An 18,967-nucleotide genomic window follows, 5' to 3' on the forward strand; every position below is an offset into this window, starting at 1 on the left:
TGGACTTATAAGTTAGTTGATTGATTTTTTTTATCACAAAAATACGGAAAACCGTAACTGTGGAGGTTGGTATGTTAAATAACTTTGAAAAAGCTAGAAAATCTAAGAGGATTCGTCTTGTGGATATTGCAGAATTAATTGGAGTGAAATATCAAACTGTATCTGAAAAAATAAATGGTAAATCATCATTCAAATTAGATGAGGTGTTGTTAATTAGTAAAACGTACTTTCCTGAGTATAAAATCGAATATTTATTTAAAGATGATGAACAAGAAGAATTGTAATTTTTTTTATTAGAGTATCTGTTTATTTTGATAGTGTTGAGGCTTTGATCCGCTACGGTATAAGTAAATGGGTATTCTCATAAGGTAAATTACCTTAATAAAATTGAACAAACAAAAAAGCGTTCACGAGAAGAAAATGAATTTCTGTTTCGCAAACACTTTAAATAAGTACTAGACACATTTATTTTAAGTGATACAACGAAATAATACAAGGATGAAATTTTTATTCAAGGTTGTTAGTCTTTTTGAGGTGATGCAGGAAAGCCTATGAATTTTCTGCAAAGTGGCAACAAGTATGCGTAAATGCAGCCGAGAACTTTATTGATTTTTAGAGATCAAAATTTCTTGTCTATTGCTAAGGACTAGGTTTCTGGTTTGACTGCTAGTAAAGAGTAGAACAATGGAAACACCGAATAAGATTCGCTTAGGGTAGATCAGTGTTTGGTTGAATAAAATCACTTTGGATCAATAGCTATGTCGTGATGATATTGCTGATTGCAAAGGTAGTTGTGCTTCTATAAAAGAAGTAGTTCTACGTAAAGTCAGAGGAGGAGAGTTGTACACTGTAGTGGCAGGTCTATCTAATGTGCCGTGATCTGGAGTTGGGCTTCTAATTATTGTAACAATTTCCCAATTCGTAACAGTAGCCGTTGAAAATGATTCTTGAAACGAATATAAAATATCCTAGCCAATTTCTTTTTAAGTTTTAAATAAGGGTATTTGAAAGGGTAAGGCTTTAATAAACACCTAAAAATTGGCTGAAAACTGCTTGACCTATATTCAACTGCCACGAAAAAAAAGAATCTTAAATTAATAAAAACAAAATCATTAGTCAAAAAAAGGAAGAAAAATTATTTTTTCAAAAGACTAAAAGATTTTGATATATGAACATATTTTGAAGGACATTCTTTTAGGGGTGTCCTTTTTTATGTTCAAAGAAGATAAACAAAGAGGGGAGACAAAAAACACCTAACGACTAGGTGCTTTAATCAAAAACGTTCAATCTTAATATTGAAAATTTTCTCAACCAGTTTGTTGATTGCGACTAGGAAAAGTATACAACCAGCAAACATTAAGAAAAGAACATTAATAGTTGATCCATAAATGATGTTCGCTAAGATTACAAATAATGTAATAAAGAAAATCTCATTTATGTATTTAAATTTTCTCATGGTATCGTCTCCTCTCTTTGTTTGTCTTCTTATTTTAACATAAAGACAAGCTTAATAGATCGATAAAAGTAAAAATATAAATTTGTATTGAAAGGAAGATATTAATGAAACAAGGGAAAAGACCAACAAGAAAACAGAAAGAATTAATTGGGCAACAGAAAATTGGGAATCAATTTCTCAATCCAGAAAAATGGTTAGTAAGACAATTGTCAGGAAATGATGTTCTTCTTATTCATAGAGTATCTGGTAAAACCAGAAAACTTGAATTGATTAATAATTAGGAGGTCGAATATGAAGTATGTTTGGTTTGTTTGCGTTGAACACGATAGTGTAGGTGAGTACCAGTTATTTTCTTCAAAATTAAAAGCGTATGAAAAATTTAGTGAAGAAATCGATGAACTAAAAAAAGGTACGATAGATGGGCGAAATAGACTGGAAGTTATTGCAGACGAAAAAGAACATGGAAAAGTCGTGAATGAAACTATAAATCATACGGCTCATGGCTGGTTAGTTGATGCGTGTGTAGAATGGGGTAAAAAAGAAGTTAGATAGGTAGAATGGAGGCTAAAATGATGTTTGCAATTTATTGTAATGATGATAATTTAAGAGGTTTTGTAACAGGTCAATATGTTTATCAAGGTAATGTTTTTGTATCAACAGCTAAGTTAGACGATGAGACAGTGGGAAGGATTAAATTATACAAGTCTAGAAAGAGAGCTGAGAATGGTATCAGAAGCTATGAAAATGTTTATAAAGATAAGTTTGAGGTGAAGGAATTAGCTGAGGAAGAGGTTCAATTGATAACTGATACAAAGAAGATTTTGACAGAGAAGAGGTTTTGAGTGTGTGCGAATTAGAAGATCATGATTGTTTAAGTGATTGGGATAATTATATAGATGATCTACTCTGTACTTTTGGTTGGATTGAATTACAAGAATATCAAGAAGATATATCTGATCAGTTAATAAGTTTCTAATAAAATGGAAACAAGAACAAACATTTGTTAAACTATGTGTAAGGAGGAATAAGAAATGAATGTAAAAGATTTGTTTAAAAATAAAAAAGTTTTAAGTGGGGTTATTGCAGTAGTCTTAGTAGCTTCTGTAGCTGGTGGTAAAGTATACGCTGATAATCAAAAGGCACAAGAACAAGAGCGGATTGCAAAGATTAAGAAAGAGCAGTTAGCCAAAAGAGATCAATTAAAAAATGATGCTGAAAAGGCAGTAAATGATTTGTTTGAAAAAGCAATTATTGATAATGAAGATGATGAAAAAATTGCAATCAAAAATGATTTAAAGAGTGATTCTGTAGAGAAAGTAAAAGAAAAATATTTCGTTGTAAAATCTAAAGATGCGTGGCAAATCAATATAAATAATATGATTGAAAATGCTGAAAATCAGTTGAAACAAATTGATACAGCCGAAAAAGCGGTGGAACAGGTTTACAAAGAAAAAGTCTTGAATACAGATCAGAAAAAATATGATACAGCAAAAAAAGAAGTAGACAAGATTAAAAATGCTAAAGCTAAAAAAGAGTTATCAGATAAATTAGCAAAAGTGAAATCTGACATTGACAAGAAAAATAAAGAAAAAGAAGACAAGAAGAAAGAAACTGAAAAAGCTTCAAAAGAAGCAGAAGTAAAAGAAGTTTCTGAAACGGTAGTAAAAACGAATGATGTAACAGAACAACAAGTAGTAGATGCAACAGGACAACAAATAGATCAAGCGCAACAGCAAACGCCACAAGCAGGGCAAGAAACAGGCTACTACGAACCGCAAACTCCAGCAACAGATAACGGTGCTGGAACAAATCAAAACGTAGCGCCAACAGCACCAGCGAATAACGGAAATACAGGAGGAACACAAACACCTGCTCCTCCAGCTCCAGAGCCAACACCAGAACCAACGCAACCAGTAGGACCACCAGCAGGCTGGATAACTCCACCATTTCCAATTGGAAGTGCAGAATTAGGTGGCTGGATTTTTGATAATGGTTTTAGCGGTTATGATAGTTCAGATGGATATATTCGTCCGTATTAATATAATATTTTGAGACAACTTCTAAATCAGAGGTTGTCTTTTTTTATGCAAATTTTTAGGGGGTGAGATTTATAGATAGTAGGAGTAGAGAACCACCAGTAATGAGGAACAATTTCAAACAAAAAAATAGGAGGAAATTATGAAGAAAATCAATTTTAAGAAGAAAGCAAAATATTTATTTGCTAGTTTAGTTGTGCTGGGGCAGGTGGTATCATCATCTGTTTTACCAGTAGTCGCAAATGTTGGAGTTATTTTCCCAAAGGAAGTAACAGTAGAGTATGACAATAATAAAATGTATGTTGCGAAAGGAACTCATGCAGATGGCAGTGCATTTGATGAACGTATTCCACCATTGTATGCAGTATATGAGGGGAAACGACAACCAATTTTCTGTATTGAACCAGCAGTGCCAATCGTCAATAATGTAACACCTGGATATACGTCAAATCCATTGCCTGCGTTTGCTAACGATCAGCGATCAAAATTTTTAACGGTATTATGGAAATATGCTGGAAATGATGAAGACACACAACAAGTAGCTCAACTTATGCTTTGGGAGCATCAGCGTGGAATGACTATCAATTATTTACGCCGACCAGATGGAGTTGTAATGGATATTGCTCCAGTAAAGGCAAAAATCAATCAAATTATCGCAGATTACGAGAAAAAACCTAGTTTTGATGGTCAAAAAGTGACTGTTAAAGAAGGAGAATCAATTACGTTGACAGATATTGATAATGTTGGTTTGGAACGATTTGACACACTAATGAAGAATAGTAATCCAGCTAATGTTGATTGGTCTATTAAAGGGAATAAATTGACTATCACACCCAATAAAAATTCTAATGAAAATGGAACTTTAGTAATTGGGAAATCTCTTGATGTTGGGACTCCAGTTGCTTATTCTTTAGCAGGATCACAACAAGTTATGGCTGGCGCTATTGATGACCCTAACGTTTTTTCAGTTAACTTACAAGTGATCAAAACAGGAGATATCAAAGTAACGAAACTTGATGAAGGAACAGGAGAACCAGTACCGAATACAGAATTTGACCTGAAAAATCTTTCAGACGGTAAAACTCAAAAAGTGAAAACCGATGCTAAAGGAGAAGGACTTTTAAAAGATGTTTATGATGGAACAGAAGTTGAAATTACAGAAACATTCGTGCCTGCTCCATATGTAAAAGCGAAAAACAATACTAAGAAAGTAACGGTTAAAGCTGGTCAAGTAACACCAGTTGAGTTTAGAAATGAACGTGCAACAGGTAAATCAACACTAACAAAAGTTGATAAAACGACTGAAACTGATAAACCGTTAAATCCTAACTATCCTATGACTGGGGCAAAATATGGCTGGTTTAAAGAGGATGGCACGTTGCTGAAAGAATCTACCCTAGACAAAAACCAAACGGCTACAGTTGAAGGACAACCGTTAGGAAATTACTACTGGAAAGAGACAGTTGCTCCAGTCGGTTATACTCTTGATCCAGAAAAACATGTTGTTGAATTAACGTATAAAGATCAAGATACACCAGTAGTTGTAAAAGACAGTAAAAGTAATGACGATGTTATTCGTATGAATATTGATTGGCAAAAATTGATCCAAAATGCGACGAATGAAATATTTAAGAATGGCGTAGAATTTACTGCAAAAAATCAACGTACAGGTGAAGAAATTGTTCAAACTACAGCAACCGTTGATGGCAAAAAAGGTTACTTGAAATTTTCAGATTTACCGTTAGATGATTATGTTATTACAGAAACAAAAGGTGTTGAAGGATATGATCCAGTTGATCCGATTGAGATTAAACATGTTTATGATAAAGATACTAAATCATTTACTTTTACAGTTACCGATCAAAAAAGCGGTAATCTTCTAAATGAAGAAACATTTACACAAGAAGAGCTTTCAAAAGGTGAAAACGTTGATCTAGGCACTTATACACTTAAAGACAAAGCGACTGTAAATGAGGAACCTAGTGTTGGTATTTCAACACAAGCGCATACTGGAGACGGTAAAACTCAAACATTTACGTGGGGTGAAGATGTTAAGTTCTATGATGATGTGACGATTACACAAAAGAATTTTCCAGAAGGAACACAATTAGTTTATGAAACAATTCAAGTTGCTATCTATACTGATAAAGAACAAAAAGAAACTGAAAAAGACGTTTGGTCATCAGGAAAATTAGATGTGAACATGTCAGATAAAGAAATCACTGAACGTGTAATGTCAGAATATGATTATCAAAAAGACCCGAAAGGCACTCGCTACTATTTCAAAGAAGTAGTTTATATCAAGAAAGGCGATAATGAGTTTGAAAAAATCGCTGAACACAATTTTGACGGAAAGGAGAAAACACAAGATATTACACCAGTAGCAGAACCTAAAAAAGAAACACCAAAACAAGAAACTCCGAAAGAAACGCCAAAAGGATCATTACCGTATACTGGTGAAGAAATGATGCGTGGGGCTTCTGTGTTGGGCTTGCTATTACTTTTAGGTGTAGGCGGTGCTATGTACCTAAAACGTAAAAAGAAAACTGATTTATCAGAAGACCAAACAAAAGAAAATAATTAAGAAGAAGTGAATGCAGCTTCTTCTTTTTTTGTATGAATTTAGTAGGGGACAGACTTTTATTAACAACAAAATTTAGTGTAAACGGGGTGTTATTATGATGGTTCGAACATGTCGTACCATTACTTATTATTGGGCGCTATGGAGAAATGAAGAATTAGAGGTCGCTCTTTCTAAGACAAAGCAATATGAATCTCGATTTACGGAAGGTGAATATATTGACCTAAAAAATACTTGCAATGTCTTTTTAAGTAATGGATTGAAAGAATATTTGGCAAATTCAACTGAAAATTTTTGTAAAACAGATTTAAGGAAATGGTTTGATCGAGCGTTCAATCATTGTGAAGAGGAAATACATTATTTTATCACTGATATTAAAAGAAGGAGTGAAGCTTCATGAGTGGGATTTGTAAAACTGAATATGAGGTAGAACGATGGTGGTGTGAATTAGAAAGAGTTCTTTTTGAGGAACTTGATCATAAATTAAAAAGGAAGGGGATTAGTGAAACTGAATTTGAATCTGATATTCATGACTTGAAAACTGAAATTGGAGACGAGTTATCAGCAGGATATAATCGAGTTCATGTGATGTTTGTATCTGATTATTCAAAAGAAGGAATGCCTGTAAAAATAATAAAATCAGAATTTATAAAGATTTATGAAGAGTTTGAGTATGTGGCGGATGGAAGAATTCATGCAATGATTGATATGAAGGAGGAAATATAAATGGATGAAATAAAAGTATTTGTAGCACCTTATTCGAAACCTAATGTAGGTTCTTGGTTTACTTTACCAACTTCTGTAAGTGGTATTGAAGCAACTGTTCGTAAAATTGTGGGTGATGAAACTATTGAAGAGTTTGTGGTAGTTGATTATGAAGCGCCTTTTAAACTCTTTGATACAGATTTGGATTCTTTAAATGATTTAGCTGAAAGAATAGGGGATTTACCAAAGATCGTTCGTGAAAATCTAATTCGTTTGACTGAGTATGAAGATATTGAGGAAATACTTGATAGTGAAGGTGATAATTTTGTATTTACTGGGGAAACTGAAATGGAAGAAGTTGCAATAGAGTATGTTGAGAGCTGTGGTGGTGTTGAATCAGCTTTGGGTGATAGGGTAGATTTCTACATTGATTACCACAAATTAGGTAGAGATATGGAGATCGAAGGGAGCTATTTTGAAGGAGTTGGCGGAGAAATTATTGAATATGTTGGGTAGTATGTGAAATTTTTTTGAAAATAGTAAAAAGTAAATAAATTAAATAGGAGAGTGTAAGAATGGCAACATTAAAGAAAATTATTATGAAAGCTGAAAAGCTTGTTGGTACGAAAACAAATGGACGGGTAGAACAAAGATCAATGATGATTGATGGAAAATCAATGGCAGTAAAAATCTATTCGCTACGAAATAAAGAATTCGGGGCGTTTGAATATATCGTGCCTGCTCGTGCTGGTGTGGCTGTAAAGCCTAATCAGGAGGTAGTGTTAGAAAATCCACGTCTTCATTCTGTTGGGCGTGTAAACTCGTCACAATCAACCAATGCAAGTGGTAGACAAGAAACAAATTATGTAGGATTCGTTGAACGAAGTGTCGTTGGCGATGGACTGAAAATCAAGGGGGAAAAATAATATGTCATCAATTAAAGTAGAAGGAAATGATATTACACCATTAATCGATTTTGAAAAAACGTTCGGTAAATTAACGTTTTTAGAACAAATTGCAGATCAAGAAAGTCGCGGAGAAGACGGTGAACGTGGAGAAGTAAAAGCAGTACGTTTTGAGGTGCTTTCAGAAAATCAAGGAGCAGAGTTTCGGGTAAAAATTGACTTAGAAGAAAATCCATTGATTGATTTGTCAAAATTTGAAATGGACGATGAAATTGAATTAGTTGAACCTAAAGTGTTTGAACGAAACATGAATAATGGCTCAATGCCGAATATGGTTGTAACTATTGAAGCAATCGATGTTAAAAAGAAAGGTGTTACTAAACCAACGCAACAAACAGGCGGTACAGAAACTAAAAAATAATTATTAAAAATCAGGCGATTAGTTGTCAAAGGCTAGTCGCTTATTAAGTAGGTGAATTGCTATGAATGAACAGGAATTATCGCAAATAATGGTGAAAATGGGCTTCTTAGCTTTAGAAAATGATGGAGTAGAAATCTACATGCTGGAGACACGTTATTATTATTTGGTTATTGAGCCTACGATAAGAAATAATCGAACCACGTATGATTTTATCAAATATACCTACAATAAAAGTAAAGGAGAGACAAGGATAATTAAGTGCTATTTTGAAGGTTTTAATGAAAATGCTATGGTAAAGAAAGTAGGTTCTTACATGGCGTTTGTGCTAGAACGAGGGTATTTAAAAACAAATAATAAACAGATTCTTCCGTTTGCTAGAGAGATTAGTAAGCGGAAGATTTTTGTATAAGGAGGGATATTTTATTTGTGGTTGTTCATAAATACGGTAGGAAGGGAGAGTAGGATGTGGAACAAGAAATATTTGTAGGTATACCGCCGTTGCAGTTGAGAGACGAACTATCTTGTAAAGCAAAAGAGCATGTAATAAGAGAGCGATTGAAAGGGATTGAAATGATCATCGTTGACTCGAAAGGAGAGTTTGATTCTATTAAGGACTACTTACCTAAAAATGTTAGGTTTGTTGATTGTTTGGACAAAGCAGAAAAAGAAATTGAACGTTAGGAGGAAATTAATGTGAAAGTAAAAGAGCGTTTAAAGTTGGATATTTTGGAGGGGGAGTTAGGTAGGCGTGAAAGTCAGTTGAAGAATTTAAAAAAGGAATTATCATTTTATGAAAAACTTTCAGATGCAAATTTTTTTAAAGGGCTAATTATTTGGATATGTAGATATCCTATTTTTTTTCTTCCGTTATTGGGTGGAGGGGTGTTCCTTTTAGTTTTTCCGTCTAGTGAGGGGATAATATTTTTTGGAATAATGATGATGATAATCTATTTTTATATAACGTTTGTTGTATATGCTAGTGAAAGAAGTTCAACTAGTTTGTTGAGAAGAATTGAAAGTTTGGAATGGATGATAAGGAATTACAAAGATGAACTGGAATATCTAGAAACAAAAATAAAAGAATTTGAGAAGGAAGGAAAAATATGATAACAGATATTATAGGAGCGCTAGCAAATTTGACCAGTCTTATACTATGGATTCCACAAGCAAAGACAACGTGGAAGAATAGAAATGATCCGCAGGCATTAGAAGGCGTAAGTATTGGTACTCAAATACTAGTAGCAATTAATACTATATTGTGGTGCATATATGGTGTGATGATAAAAAATGTGTGGTTACCACTTGGAACGATTATTATATTACCTTTAGCAAGTTTAAGTATTTTTTTAAAGAAGAAATCAGGTAAGAATAAAAAAATTACTGTAGATGTAGAAAAAGAGACATGGTTTACATTTGCAGATTTTAGAAGGCTTGATCCAGAAAATAAAGAGCTTTGTTTGAAAGCAATTTATACAACTGATTTTGGGCAACAAGTTTCGGCAGGTATGTTGAATTGGGAATCATATGAGGAAATGAATGAATTGGATCAGATGTTCTGGAATAAAGAACTGTGGATTGAAAAATATTGTGTGTGAGGTGATCTAGTGTTTAAGAAATTTCGATCAAAGTTAAAATTCGTTAAAAAAGAGTATACGTTTGAGGAATATGAAAAAAATAGAGGAGTAGTCATTTTTAGGGAAGTGTTAGAAAACGTTATGGTTTATGCTGGTGCATGTTTGCTTTCGTTAACAATTCTAAATATATTTTATGAAGTTGTTTTATTTGGTGGTGTGTTGTCGATTGTAGGAACTTATTTTAATATTTACGGGGGGATTAATCGATTAACCAGAGAATATGTTTATCAAGCAAAGAAAGAATGGCGTGAAGTAGATAGGAGACTACTTTTTCCAGTCGTTAATTATCCAGAAGCTGTTGTTGCTGATCCAAAAGGATATTTATATTTAAATACGGATATGTTTAGACGTGATGTGTTGGTAGATGGAAATTACGTTTATTTTTATGTTTATATAAGTGAAAATAGAGGTGTAAGGCAGTCGCTACCCGTAAATTCAGTCATTTTTGATAAAGAATATACTGGCAATTCATATTTGATTAAAGAAAAATTCTGTTTTGAAGATGAACGATTTCAGTCTATGGCTGGATTTTATGGAGAGCCAATTGATAATGAAAGAACAATTATTCGATCGAGGTTTGTTCAATGGTAAAAGAGAAAGTTCTTTTTGATGAAGGGGGTATTTTTGAAAATTCAGGAATACCAGAATTTTGGAAAAATGTGTTAAATCGAACTAGAAAAAGGCATAAGGAGAAAGACATGGATAATGTTGAGTTAAGGAAGATTGTTTCGAATGTTATGTATAATTATTTTGTAACGTTTAGATCGTATTCTTCGTTTAGATTAGAAGATAAAGTTGTAAGAAAAATATTTTTGAAAATGTTGAATCTGTGTGATTTGTTTCATAATTTCCCGAATATGATGCAAGATGATGAGTTAGATATGATAGATATCCAGTGTGTTTTAGTGGATGGTCTAAGTAAATTAGATGAAATTAGTTTTGAAATAAATGAGTTGAACCTTCCTATACTACACTTTAAGAATGAGCTAGTAAAAATGTTGGGTGAGGTTAATGAAATTATAGAAAGAAATAAAACAATACACAAGTTGAAAACTTTACCTGAATTTTTTGAAGCGACTTTAGCAGGGGAAAAACCATTTGAAATAAGAAAAAATGATAGGGGATTCCAAAAAGGGGACTTAGTTATTTTGAAGGAATTTGATGGAGAAAATTATACGGGAAGACAAGTTTTAGGTGAAATTATTTATGTAACACCATATGGTCAGATAGATAATCATGTTGTTTTCAGTTATAAAAGAAAGAGGTGATGGTAATTGATAAATAAACTAGTTGTTTATCGTGGTAAACGCATTCGTATGTTTCATAGAAATTTATTATTTAAGTATGGACTTGGGATTTGTAGTCCTTTTTTTGTACTCTTAGGTGTCTATCATTTCTTTATCACTTACCCGATGGTAGAAAAAATGAATGGAGAATATACAATACAACCGTTTATTGTGCCAGTAATTATTACAATTATAGGGATTATGTTTAGTATGTCTTTTTCATTTTTTATTATTCGATCATCACAATTACGAGGGGGATTTTTTTCAAAACAATACAAAAAACAGTTGTTAGCAGAATATCTAGACGAAAATGAATATGTGATAAAGAAGACTAAAAAAACAGAAAAAGGACAAAAAGAAACTAGGAAGTTTCCAAAAGTTTATTATCGAGCAAATGGTGATACAGATGAATTTACATTTAAAATTGGAAACAAATTTCAAGATAAATTTCTTCAAATTGGGCGACCGTTAGAAGATATGTATTTAGCAGACTTGACAGCAGTAAAAAGAGAACAAGGCTTTGTTACTTTTTGCTACTTGATCGATGTTCAAAGTAAACGAATCAAATTTGAAGATTTGAGTGCTAAAGATGGAAAAGTAGAATTGATGAAAGGTGTTGTTTGGGAATATGATGCTCTGCCACATATGTTAATCACTGGTGGTACTGGTGGAGGAAAAACGTACTTTATCTATTCTTTGATCTCTGCTTTAGGTAAAGAAGGACGGGTGCATATTGCCGATCCTAAAAATGCTGATTTAGCCGATTTAGGAAACTTTGATGCGTTTAAAGGATTGGTTGCTTCCGATAAAAAAGATATCTTTAAACAAATGCAAGAAGCAGTGGAATTGATGGATAAACGATTCTTACACATGAAGAAGCAACCCAATTATACAATCGGTAAAAATTATCGTTATTATGGGATGAAACCAGAATTCTTTATTGTAGATGAATGGGCAGCATTTGTTTCTGTACTTGATAAATATGGTAGAGATGATGCTCTTACAGAAGAGAAACTTTATGAAAGTATCTCGCCTTTAGTATTGAAAGCTAGACAAGCTGGGGTGTTCTTCATTTTGGCTACTCAAAAAGCTGGTACAGATGTTATCCGTTCGGCTATTCGAGACAATTTAATGTGTAAAGTATCATTAGGTCGTCTATCAGAACAGGGGTATATTATGACCTTTGGTGATGATAATAAAAATAAAGCGTTCATTAATAAGTATGGAGTTGTTGGACGTGGTTATATTGATGTTGGTGCAGGCGTTCCACAAGAGCTGTATTCACCACTAGTAGACAAGACCTTTGATTTTGTCGAGTTTTTTAAAAATTTTCCTGCAATGCCTTTTACAGATGTTGATGCAGTAGAAGTCACCGAGGAAGACAAAGAAATGCTCGAAGATATCTATAGTGATCAGTTTGAAAATGAAGAAAAAGAGCAAATTGAATTGACTAGAAGTGAGCATAGAGCGCAGATGATAAGAGAGAAAAATGAAAAAGCAGAAGCACTCATGGAAGGTGTTTCTTATTCGGACTTAGTAAAACAGCAACAAAAGGAAGTGGACTAGATGGATTATTTCACTATTCCAGAAGTTTGTGAACAATTATCAGTAAAAGAAAGAACTATTAGAAGTTGGATTAATAAAATTGAAGAAAGAACAGAATTTAGATTTACAAGGAAAATTAATATGTCGAATCCTCGATATTTATATGGAAATCCAGTTCCGCAACTAATGCTGGATGAAGACGAGGTGAAATTACTGGAGAAACTGGCTGACAATAGAAGGCAGGGGGCGAATTTATCAGAAATGATTGACCGTCTTTTTTTATTGCCCGAAGACTACAACCAACGTTATCCAGTGGATAAAAGAGGGTAAGAAAGGAGGAAATAATTCATGCCTTTGCATCGAGTGGTTGGTGAAGTATATGAAGTACGACCATATTTAGTTAAGTATTTAAAAAGTGGAGAACGCTATGGGATGAAAGTTCCAGCAGTGAATAAAAAGGATGCAATCCGTAGAGTAAGAATAATTGAGGAAGATATTGAAATAATCGAGGTAGAAGAATTGTAGTTTTAAGGCTTAGTAGTAGGGGAATAACACCAGTGTGTCTGCAAGTGACATGTGCGTGCATTTTGTGGTTGCGTAAGCAATCACCACGGAAAAATGCACGTGCATGTTGCTTGCAAGATGCGCGAAGTGAATTAGAGGGCGTAGCCCTCTAATTTCCCAGCACCCCGATTGGTAATACGGGGTGCAGAAAAAACGAATAAATAAATACTGGAACCTTTGAAGCTATGATATGAAAGGATTTCATTGATAAAAATTTGTCGGACAAAAATTGATTTCTTGTCCGATTGTTAAGGAGACATGCGTTTGACTGGTGAAGAGCTAAAAAAAATACGAAAAAGATTAGGGTATACGTTGAGAACATTTTCTCCAAAGGTCGGCATATCTAGAGCGATGCTGTCGGACTACGAAAGAGAAAAATATCCGATACCAGAAGATAAGGTGAAACAGATAAAAGAAAATTTGGGTTTGGTTTCAGAAAGTTCTTACGAATTACATGTTCATTTTGACTACTTAAAATTCACTTTTTTTGATAGTACGATACGAACGATTTTAGAAAAAGTTATTGGTATTCCGATGAAGTATTTTGTGATGGAAGAATCAAGTAAGCATAATTATGAAGCTAAATATAGTTGTGGAAATATCGTTGTATTTGATCGAACGTCTGATTCTCGTCAAGGTATTTTGATGGATTTAACAGGTATGGGTGTTTACGAGCTAGAACAATACTTAGAAAGTGTTGGTTTGAGTTTTCGTGAATGGTTAGCAAGAGTTTTAGATCCTTCTTGGTATTCTTCTAGAGGATATTATTCTCGTTTACATTCAACTCGTTTAGATATAGCGATTGATGAAATGTATGATCCAATCAATGGAAATTTTGATTTATATGAGTTGAAAAAGCGTAGGGATAAAGAATTGATTAATACCGATTTTCAAGTGTATAGAGAGCAGGAAAAGAAATTTAGAGAGGATCATGGGGGATTAACACTTTATTATGGCGCTCGTGGTGGTGAAGGTATGTTTGTTCGTTTTTATGAAAAGCGGTATGAACTAGCTAGTAAAATGCGAATGAATGTAGGTGAAGTGATAGAAGAATATGGTATTTGGAATCGCTACGAGTTAGAACTTGGAAAAGATTATAATGAGCAAGTTTTTTCAGATTATATAAATGGTGTTCCTTTGGATGATATAGCAATCAATTTATTGCTATCAAAATTCGAGGTTTATGACGAACAGGTGGACGAACAAGGCAATATAGAACTAGTTTTTTATAAGGAATTTTACGAAGTATTCGGCTCATGGAAAAAGGTGAAGTTGAATAAAAAAAGAGAAGAACCTAGTTTGGAAAGATCAATGCGCTGCATTGAATTGCAATGGGCGAAACGTTTGAAGATTATTGAACTTTCTTTAGGTAAACAAGGATTTGCTCTTTGGTTGAGGGAACTTATGGATCGAGCAGAACTGACGGATAAAGATATTCGTCAAATTGAGTTTGAAAAATTCATTGAGAAGAAAGGATTGAATTAAATGAGTAATGTATTGGCGGTTGGCAAATTATTTTTAGGTGATACTACTACTGTATCTGGTTCAGAAGTAGATACTTTGTGGTATGCATTACATGCTGAATATACCAACCGTATCCGAGATAGTACAATCTGTATAGAAGCCGATAAAATAGGAATTCGAACGATACTTATTGAATCATGGTTAGAAAAAAATAGCGAAAAAGTCTTAGGGAATATTCAATTATGTGGTCAAGATGGAAGCTATTTTTTATTTACTAGGGAAGAAATTGACGGTTGGTATTACAGATATGTATATTGTGCAACGCTGGATATTCTGATTCCAAAAATACAAGAAAGGAAAGGTCAATTCCGATATTTTTATAATACATTACGTAAGCAAGGTTGGAATATGTCGGCTCAATTCGAAAGTAAGATTCTGAATGAGGGTATATTTTTATCCAGTGGTCGTGATCCAGAAAAAAGAATTCCTTATCAATTCATGAAAAAATTAAATATAAAAATGGGGTGAAGTTATGGAAAAAATAAATGAACTTACAGATCGCCTTCATATAGTTTTGGAAAAAGCTATTGAGCTAGAAGCGAATCCTAAAATTTTAGAAGAAGATAAATTAGAAGTTATGCCACGTTGTGAATATGATGTTGATATGTTAAGGATTTTAGGAAAACAGCAAAATGTAGAGATTTTGGTAAATGATATTTATTTACAGGAGCTGGAAGACAGCAAGAAAGCTTTAGATGAGTTTTGTTCTATTTTAAATTTAGCTGAGGTTTCCCATGACGTTATTGGGATCAACAAAAAAGTTCTGAAATATCGGCTCGTGATTTTTCCAACGTCCAAAGATATGGAAATGATGTTACGAAAAGATGCAGAAAAAGTTGATAAAGTTGAGTTTATTTTTGAAAGTGGCGCAATTCAAGCGATGGATGAACAAGGAGAGTTAGAAGATCATTCAGAACGTGGGGAAAGATTACGTCAAAAAGAAGAGGTATGTAAAAAGTTAGCTAGTTGGGGGATTGAATATCAGCTTTCAGATTTAGAAACAGTTGAAATATTTCCTACTAGTTATCAAGAAAAACAAAATATTCAACGTCAGTTAGGAAAATATTCTTTGTTGAATCTTGTTTTTAAAACAGAGAAGTATACAAAAATACCTATGACTGGATCAGAAAAAAGAGAGATTATTAAAGATTTAGCTAATAAGTTTAAGAAGTATGGTAATGGATTTATCGAAATGAAGAATCCATTCACTATCATTGCTTATGCTAAGAATGAAAAAATTGCTGATACGTATAGGAAAATATTTTCTGACTACTGGTATAAGTATGTAGAAGTAGATGGCAAAATTGAAACATTGAAACTAATTGTTGAACCTTTATATAGCAATGGTGAGATGTTTTTGAAAGAAGAGTGGTTATCAGTAGTTAATAAGGCAAGAGAAGGCGCAGAAGGACTTAAAAATGTAGTAGTTGAAGTTCCGAATGAAGGGCAATTAATAGTCAAAGCGCCGAATTTTACGGCTGTAAAATCTCTTTATTGGATCAAAAATTATCATGATCGAAAATTAGAATCAGATCATGATAGAGGGTATGTTTATACCAATATTATTTTTAAATTAGAAGAATAAAGAAATGGGAGTGATGAAATGTATGCAAAAGAAGAGGTTTTAGTACAAATCGAACGATACGTGTTTAAAGAAGTTTCTTCAAAATACAAAGGGAAAGACTTGGAAGAAAGGTTTAAAAATCTGTTTCTAATGAGTGAATCTCTTCAAACTTTAAGAGCTAGGCTAAATGCAGGTGATGCGGAAACATGCGATATGGAACAACTATATGAATTTGAAGATACCTTTGGAGAATACATTTCAGATGAAATTTTGAAACGATTGAATAATATTCCAACTATGACTGTTACAGAATATTTGGATCAAGTCAAAAAAGAAGTTTTTGAGTATGTGCTAGGAAAGACGGAATTGAAATCAGATCAAGTAGAAAAGCTTTATTATGATTCTGAAAATTATGCTTCAACAGTTGCTTCTGCTAAAAAATGGGCGGATGATGATGGAGTCATTAGAAGTGATATTTTTGAAACATTGATTGCTGGAGCTTGTGAAGGTATCGTTCAAGATATTATCTAATTTATGAAAGGAGATAGTAATATACTATCTTCTTTTTGTTCTAGAAAGGAGAGTGTAAATGAAAATTTTAGCAATAGATGTTGATGGAACTTTAACAGGAAATGAACTTGAATGTGAAATTTATAGTGAGTGGCTAGGCAGAGAGGTTAGCTCAAAAGAATTGACTGATTATGATGTTACCAAAGTTTTAGGAATAAACAAAGAGTTAGAAAAATTGAAATGGTTAGAAAATGCCGCAAAGTTTTATCGTGATGTGGAAGTTGATGAAGTTGCTGTAAATAAAATAATGAAGCTAGTTAGTTGTTTTGATCATGTAATTATTTTGACTAAACGGTATAGCTGGGGTTCGATTCAAACGGAAGAATGGCTAAATAAGCATAACGTTAAATATGATCGATTAGTATGTACAAATGAATATGATAAGTTGCATTTTATTGATGCTTATGGAGTGACTGCTGTGGTTGAAGACAATCCATATTTTACAAGAGAGTTGAGAGAGAAACGGAAGAATATAAAAACATACTTGGTAGCCCGTCCATACAATAGCCCAGATGATTGTGATGTTTATATTGAAGGGTCTTTTAGCTAGTGATACTCAAAATGAAGGAGGTGTAAAAATAGTATGAATTGGAAAAAGATTAAGAAGAAAGAAAAAGCTGAAAAAACTCCCAAAGTAAAAAAGATATCGAGAAAAAAATCAACCACATTTGTTTCGGTTGGTTTTATTGCATTACTTATTTTTTCAGGAGTAGCGGTTATTCGTTCCAATGTGATGGCTTCTAGTATGTCAGAGACTATCAATAAAGTCGCAAAGTTGGAGGAGCAAGGGAAGCCTAAAGAAACAAAAGAGTTAGATGTAGTTAGTCTTTATCATTATGTATCTAGCTTTGCTAAAGAGTATATTACTTATGATTCAGAAGAAAAGGATACAAATAAACGTTTTGATCGATTGTCCACCTATGTTTCTTTTGATTCAGGACAATTAGATGAAGGGATCAAAGGGAAGTACAAACGAACAGTAAAAAGTATAGAACTAACAAAAGTGGAAGAATCTTCTGATAGTTTGTTGGCTCATATGACTGTTAGCTACGAGGAACAATTGGAGAAGAAAAAAGTTCAAACTACTACTGTAATGGTTGTACCAGTAATTGAAAAGGATGGATTGTATGCAGTTGTATCACGTCCTTATTTTTTAGCTCTGGAGGTGCCTAAAGGCAAAACAACACCTTTAAAAGAGGTACAGAAGCCGTTGGATGTTGATGCAAAAGAACGGAAAAAAATGGAAACATTTTTAACTCTTTTCTTTGGGAAATATGCAGAAGCAAAGAAAACGGAACTGGCATTGTTGATGAAAGAACCAGTTTTAACGGATGGTAAAGCTAAGTTTAAAGAGATAGAAAAAGGCTCTTTAAACTTTTTTGATACAAAGGATAAAAAAGTTCAAGGGGTTCAGGTTTCAGCAATTTTTGAAAACAAAGAAACTAAAGTAACGCATACAGAGAATTTCACACTATGGATTGGTGAGACGGAAAATTCTCAATTTATTTATACATTTAAACATTATTTTACAGAAAGTAGGGAGTAAATTTGAATACAACTAATTTAGATACATTTTTAAAAGGTGGTTTTCTAACAATTGTTACTTTTGGAGCATGTTTTATGATTTTGAAACATTGGAAAGGCGCAGAATGGCTGAAAATTGGATCAACAATTTTTATTGCTTTAATTCTTAATGACCTTGTTAATAATCAAGGAGCTGCTGTTTTTGGAGCAGTAAAATGGTTTGCTGGATTATTTGGTATTAACTTTAAATAAGGAGAAGGATATGAAATATTATGATTATAGTAGGGGCTTGAAAGCCCCTTATCAATTACAAGTGATACGATCGCCAAAAGGAAAGCTAGTATGGGCATTTTCACAGCCTGTCAGTCTTTCCTATTTTGTTGTCTTTATTTTATTCTTCATATTGTTTTTATCGGTAGGACAAGTATTCACTTTTCCTATCTTCTTTCAAATTAATGTGAATTTGATTATTTTATTTTTCGTGCCACATAAAATTGCTCGCTGGTACGTAGAAACGGAAATAGATGGCAAAAAAGGGATTGTGTATTTAAAGGATGCGTTCTCTTATGTTCGAGAATTTGTCATTGATAAGCGATCCATTTATCGATTTGAAAGAGTAAATGAAATAGAAGAATTTCAATTTAAGAGATAG

At 33.2% G+C, this 18,967-nt stretch carries 28 protein-coding genes; all 28 read left to right on the forward strand.

What is annotated here, in order from left to right; genetic code table 11:
• Window positions 1–71 precede the first annotated feature (71 nt).
• The 28 genes from CC204_RS12925 (at window position 72) to CC204_RS13060 (ending at window position 18,967) form a co-directional block, all read left to right on the forward strand.
• A complete protein-coding gene (locus tag CC204_RS12925) occupies window positions 72–284 on the forward strand; it encodes a helix-turn-helix transcriptional regulator (RefSeq protein WP_088270545.1) in 213 nt (70 codons plus the stop codon).
• Window positions 285–1,560: 1,276 nt separating this feature from the next.
• Window positions 1,561–1,737 (forward strand): DUF6906 family protein, encoded by a 177-nt coding sequence (locus CC204_RS21400; RefSeq protein ID WP_088270547.1) that lies wholly within the window; start codon window positions 1,561–1,563, stop codon window positions 1,735–1,737.
• A gap of 10 nt (window positions 1,738–1,747) precedes the next feature.
• On the forward strand, window positions 1,748–2,008 hold the full coding sequence (locus tag CC204_RS12940; RefSeq protein ID WP_088270548.1) for a hypothetical protein: 261 nt from the start codon (window positions 1,748–1,750) through the stop codon (window positions 2,006–2,008).
• 20 nt (window positions 2,009–2,028) lie between these two features.
• Window positions 2,029–2,298 carry a hypothetical protein gene (locus CC204_RS12945; protein WP_088270549.1) on the forward strand — a complete coding sequence of 90 codons (270 nt, stop codon included), beginning with the start codon at window positions 2,029–2,031 and terminating at the stop codon, window positions 2,296–2,298.
• 189 nt (window positions 2,299–2,487) lie between these two features.
• Complete coding sequence (locus CC204_RS12950) at window positions 2,488–3,495, forward strand: hypothetical protein (RefSeq protein WP_088270550.1); 1,008 nt, start codon at window positions 2,488–2,490, stop codon at window positions 3,493–3,495.
• Between the two features lie 139 nt (window positions 3,496–3,634).
• Window positions 3,635–6,076 (forward strand): MSCRAMM family protein, encoded by a 2,442-nt coding sequence (locus tag CC204_RS12955; RefSeq protein ID WP_088270551.1) that lies wholly within the window; start codon window positions 3,635–3,637, stop codon window positions 6,074–6,076.
• A gap of 94 nt (window positions 6,077–6,170) precedes the next feature.
• Entirely contained in the window at window positions 6,171–6,473 is a 303-nt protein-coding gene (locus CC204_RS12960; RefSeq protein ID WP_088270552.1) for a hypothetical protein, read from the forward strand.
• Window positions 6,470–6,799, forward strand: coding sequence for a hypothetical protein (locus CC204_RS12965; RefSeq protein ID WP_088270553.1), 330 nt, complete (start codon window positions 6,470–6,472; stop codon window positions 6,797–6,799). The genes CC204_RS12960 and CC204_RS12965 overlap by 4 nt, the downstream gene beginning before the upstream one ends.
• The gene (locus tag CC204_RS12970; protein WP_088270554.1) at window positions 6,800–7,294 is read left to right on the forward strand and encodes an antirestriction protein ArdA; all 495 of its coding nucleotides are present in this window, start codon (window positions 6,800–6,802) and stop codon (window positions 7,292–7,294) included. It begins immediately after the preceding gene.
• Window positions 7,295–7,353: 59 nt separating this feature from the next.
• A complete protein-coding gene (locus tag CC204_RS12975; protein WP_088270555.1) occupies window positions 7,354–7,704 on the forward strand; it encodes a hypothetical protein in 351 nt (116 codons plus the stop codon).
• A gap of 1 nt (window position 7,705) precedes the next feature.
• A complete protein-coding gene (locus CC204_RS12980; RefSeq protein ID WP_088270556.1) occupies window positions 7,706–8,104 on the forward strand; it encodes a DUF961 family protein in 399 nt (132 codons plus the stop codon).
• 61 nt (window positions 8,105–8,165) lie between these two features.
• Window positions 8,166–8,513: a hypothetical protein gene (locus CC204_RS12985; protein WP_088270557.1), complete on the forward strand. Its 348-nt coding sequence runs from the start codon at window positions 8,166–8,168 to the stop codon at window positions 8,511–8,513.
• A 56-nt stretch (window positions 8,514–8,569) separates the two neighbouring features.
• Window positions 8,570–8,785, forward strand: a complete 216-nt coding sequence (locus tag CC204_RS12990; RefSeq protein ID WP_088270558.1) for a hypothetical protein — start codon at window positions 8,570–8,572, stop codon at window positions 8,783–8,785.
• A gap of 12 nt (window positions 8,786–8,797) precedes the next feature.
• On the forward strand, window positions 8,798–9,211 hold the full coding sequence (locus CC204_RS12995) for a hypothetical protein (protein ID WP_088270559.1): 414 nt from the start codon (window positions 8,798–8,800) through the stop codon (window positions 9,209–9,211).
• Complete coding sequence (locus tag CC204_RS13000) at window positions 9,208–9,699, forward strand: SemiSWEET family sugar transporter (protein WP_088270560.1); 492 nt, start codon at window positions 9,208–9,210, stop codon at window positions 9,697–9,699. Before CC204_RS12995 ends, CC204_RS13000 begins: the two co-directional genes overlap by 4 nt.
• Window positions 9,700–9,708: 9 nt before the next feature.
• Window positions 9,709–10,329 (forward strand): hypothetical protein, encoded by a 621-nt coding sequence (locus tag CC204_RS13005; protein WP_088270561.1) that lies wholly within the window; start codon window positions 9,709–9,711, stop codon window positions 10,327–10,329.
• Window positions 10,323–11,006, forward strand: a complete 684-nt coding sequence (locus tag CC204_RS13010) for a DUF3850 domain-containing protein (RefSeq protein WP_088270562.1) — start codon at window positions 10,323–10,325, stop codon at window positions 11,004–11,006. Before CC204_RS13005 ends, CC204_RS13010 begins: the two co-directional genes overlap by 7 nt.
• 6 nt (window positions 11,007–11,012) lie before the next feature.
• On the forward strand, window positions 11,013–12,590 hold the full coding sequence (locus tag CC204_RS13015; protein WP_227011153.1) for a cell division protein FtsK: 1,578 nt from the start codon (window positions 11,013–11,015) through the stop codon (window positions 12,588–12,590).
• Entirely contained in the window at window positions 12,591–12,899 is a 309-nt protein-coding gene (locus tag CC204_RS13020) for a MerR family transcriptional regulator (protein WP_088270563.1), read from the forward strand.
• Window positions 12,900–12,917: 18 nt separating this feature from the next.
• Entirely contained in the window at window positions 12,918–13,094 is a 177-nt protein-coding gene (locus tag CC204_RS21190) for a hypothetical protein (protein ID WP_157894286.1), read from the forward strand.
• A gap of 303 nt (window positions 13,095–13,397) precedes the next feature.
• Window positions 13,398–14,618, forward strand: coding sequence for a replication initiation factor domain-containing protein (locus CC204_RS13025; RefSeq protein ID WP_162288354.1), 1,221 nt, complete (start codon window positions 13,398–13,400; stop codon window positions 14,616–14,618).
• A complete protein-coding gene (locus CC204_RS13030) occupies window positions 14,619–15,125 on the forward strand; it encodes a hypothetical protein (RefSeq protein WP_088270565.1) in 507 nt (168 codons plus the stop codon). It begins immediately after the preceding gene.
• A gap of 4 nt (window positions 15,126–15,129) precedes the next feature.
• Window positions 15,130–16,242: a hypothetical protein gene (locus CC204_RS13035; RefSeq protein WP_088270566.1), complete on the forward strand. Its 1,113-nt coding sequence runs from the start codon at window positions 15,130–15,132 to the stop codon at window positions 16,240–16,242.
• Window positions 16,243–16,260: 18 nt separating this feature from the next.
• Window positions 16,261–16,752, forward strand: a complete 492-nt coding sequence (locus tag CC204_RS13040) for a hypothetical protein (RefSeq protein WP_088270567.1) — start codon at window positions 16,261–16,263, stop codon at window positions 16,750–16,752.
• A gap of 58 nt (window positions 16,753–16,810) precedes the next feature.
• A complete protein-coding gene (locus CC204_RS13045) occupies window positions 16,811–17,341 on the forward strand; it encodes a hypothetical protein (protein WP_088270568.1) in 531 nt (176 codons plus the stop codon).
• 33 nt (window positions 17,342–17,374) lie between these two features.
• A complete protein-coding gene (locus tag CC204_RS13050; protein WP_088270569.1) occupies window positions 17,375–18,337 on the forward strand; it encodes a conjugal transfer protein in 963 nt (320 codons plus the stop codon).
• Between the two features lie 2 nt (window positions 18,338–18,339).
• Window positions 18,340–18,567 carry a hypothetical protein gene (locus CC204_RS13055; protein ID WP_088270570.1) on the forward strand — a complete coding sequence of 76 codons (228 nt, stop codon included), beginning with the start codon at window positions 18,340–18,342 and terminating at the stop codon, window positions 18,565–18,567.
• Between the two features lie 10 nt (window positions 18,568–18,577).
• Entirely contained in the window at window positions 18,578–18,967 is a 390-nt protein-coding gene (locus CC204_RS13060) for a conjugal transfer protein (RefSeq protein WP_088270571.1), read from the forward strand.

Origin of the sequence: Enterococcus wangshanyuanii (assembly GCF_002197645.1) — a bacterium.
Classification (GTDB): domain Bacteria; phylum Bacillota; class Bacilli; order Lactobacillales; family Enterococcaceae; genus Enterococcus_L; species Enterococcus_L wangshanyuanii.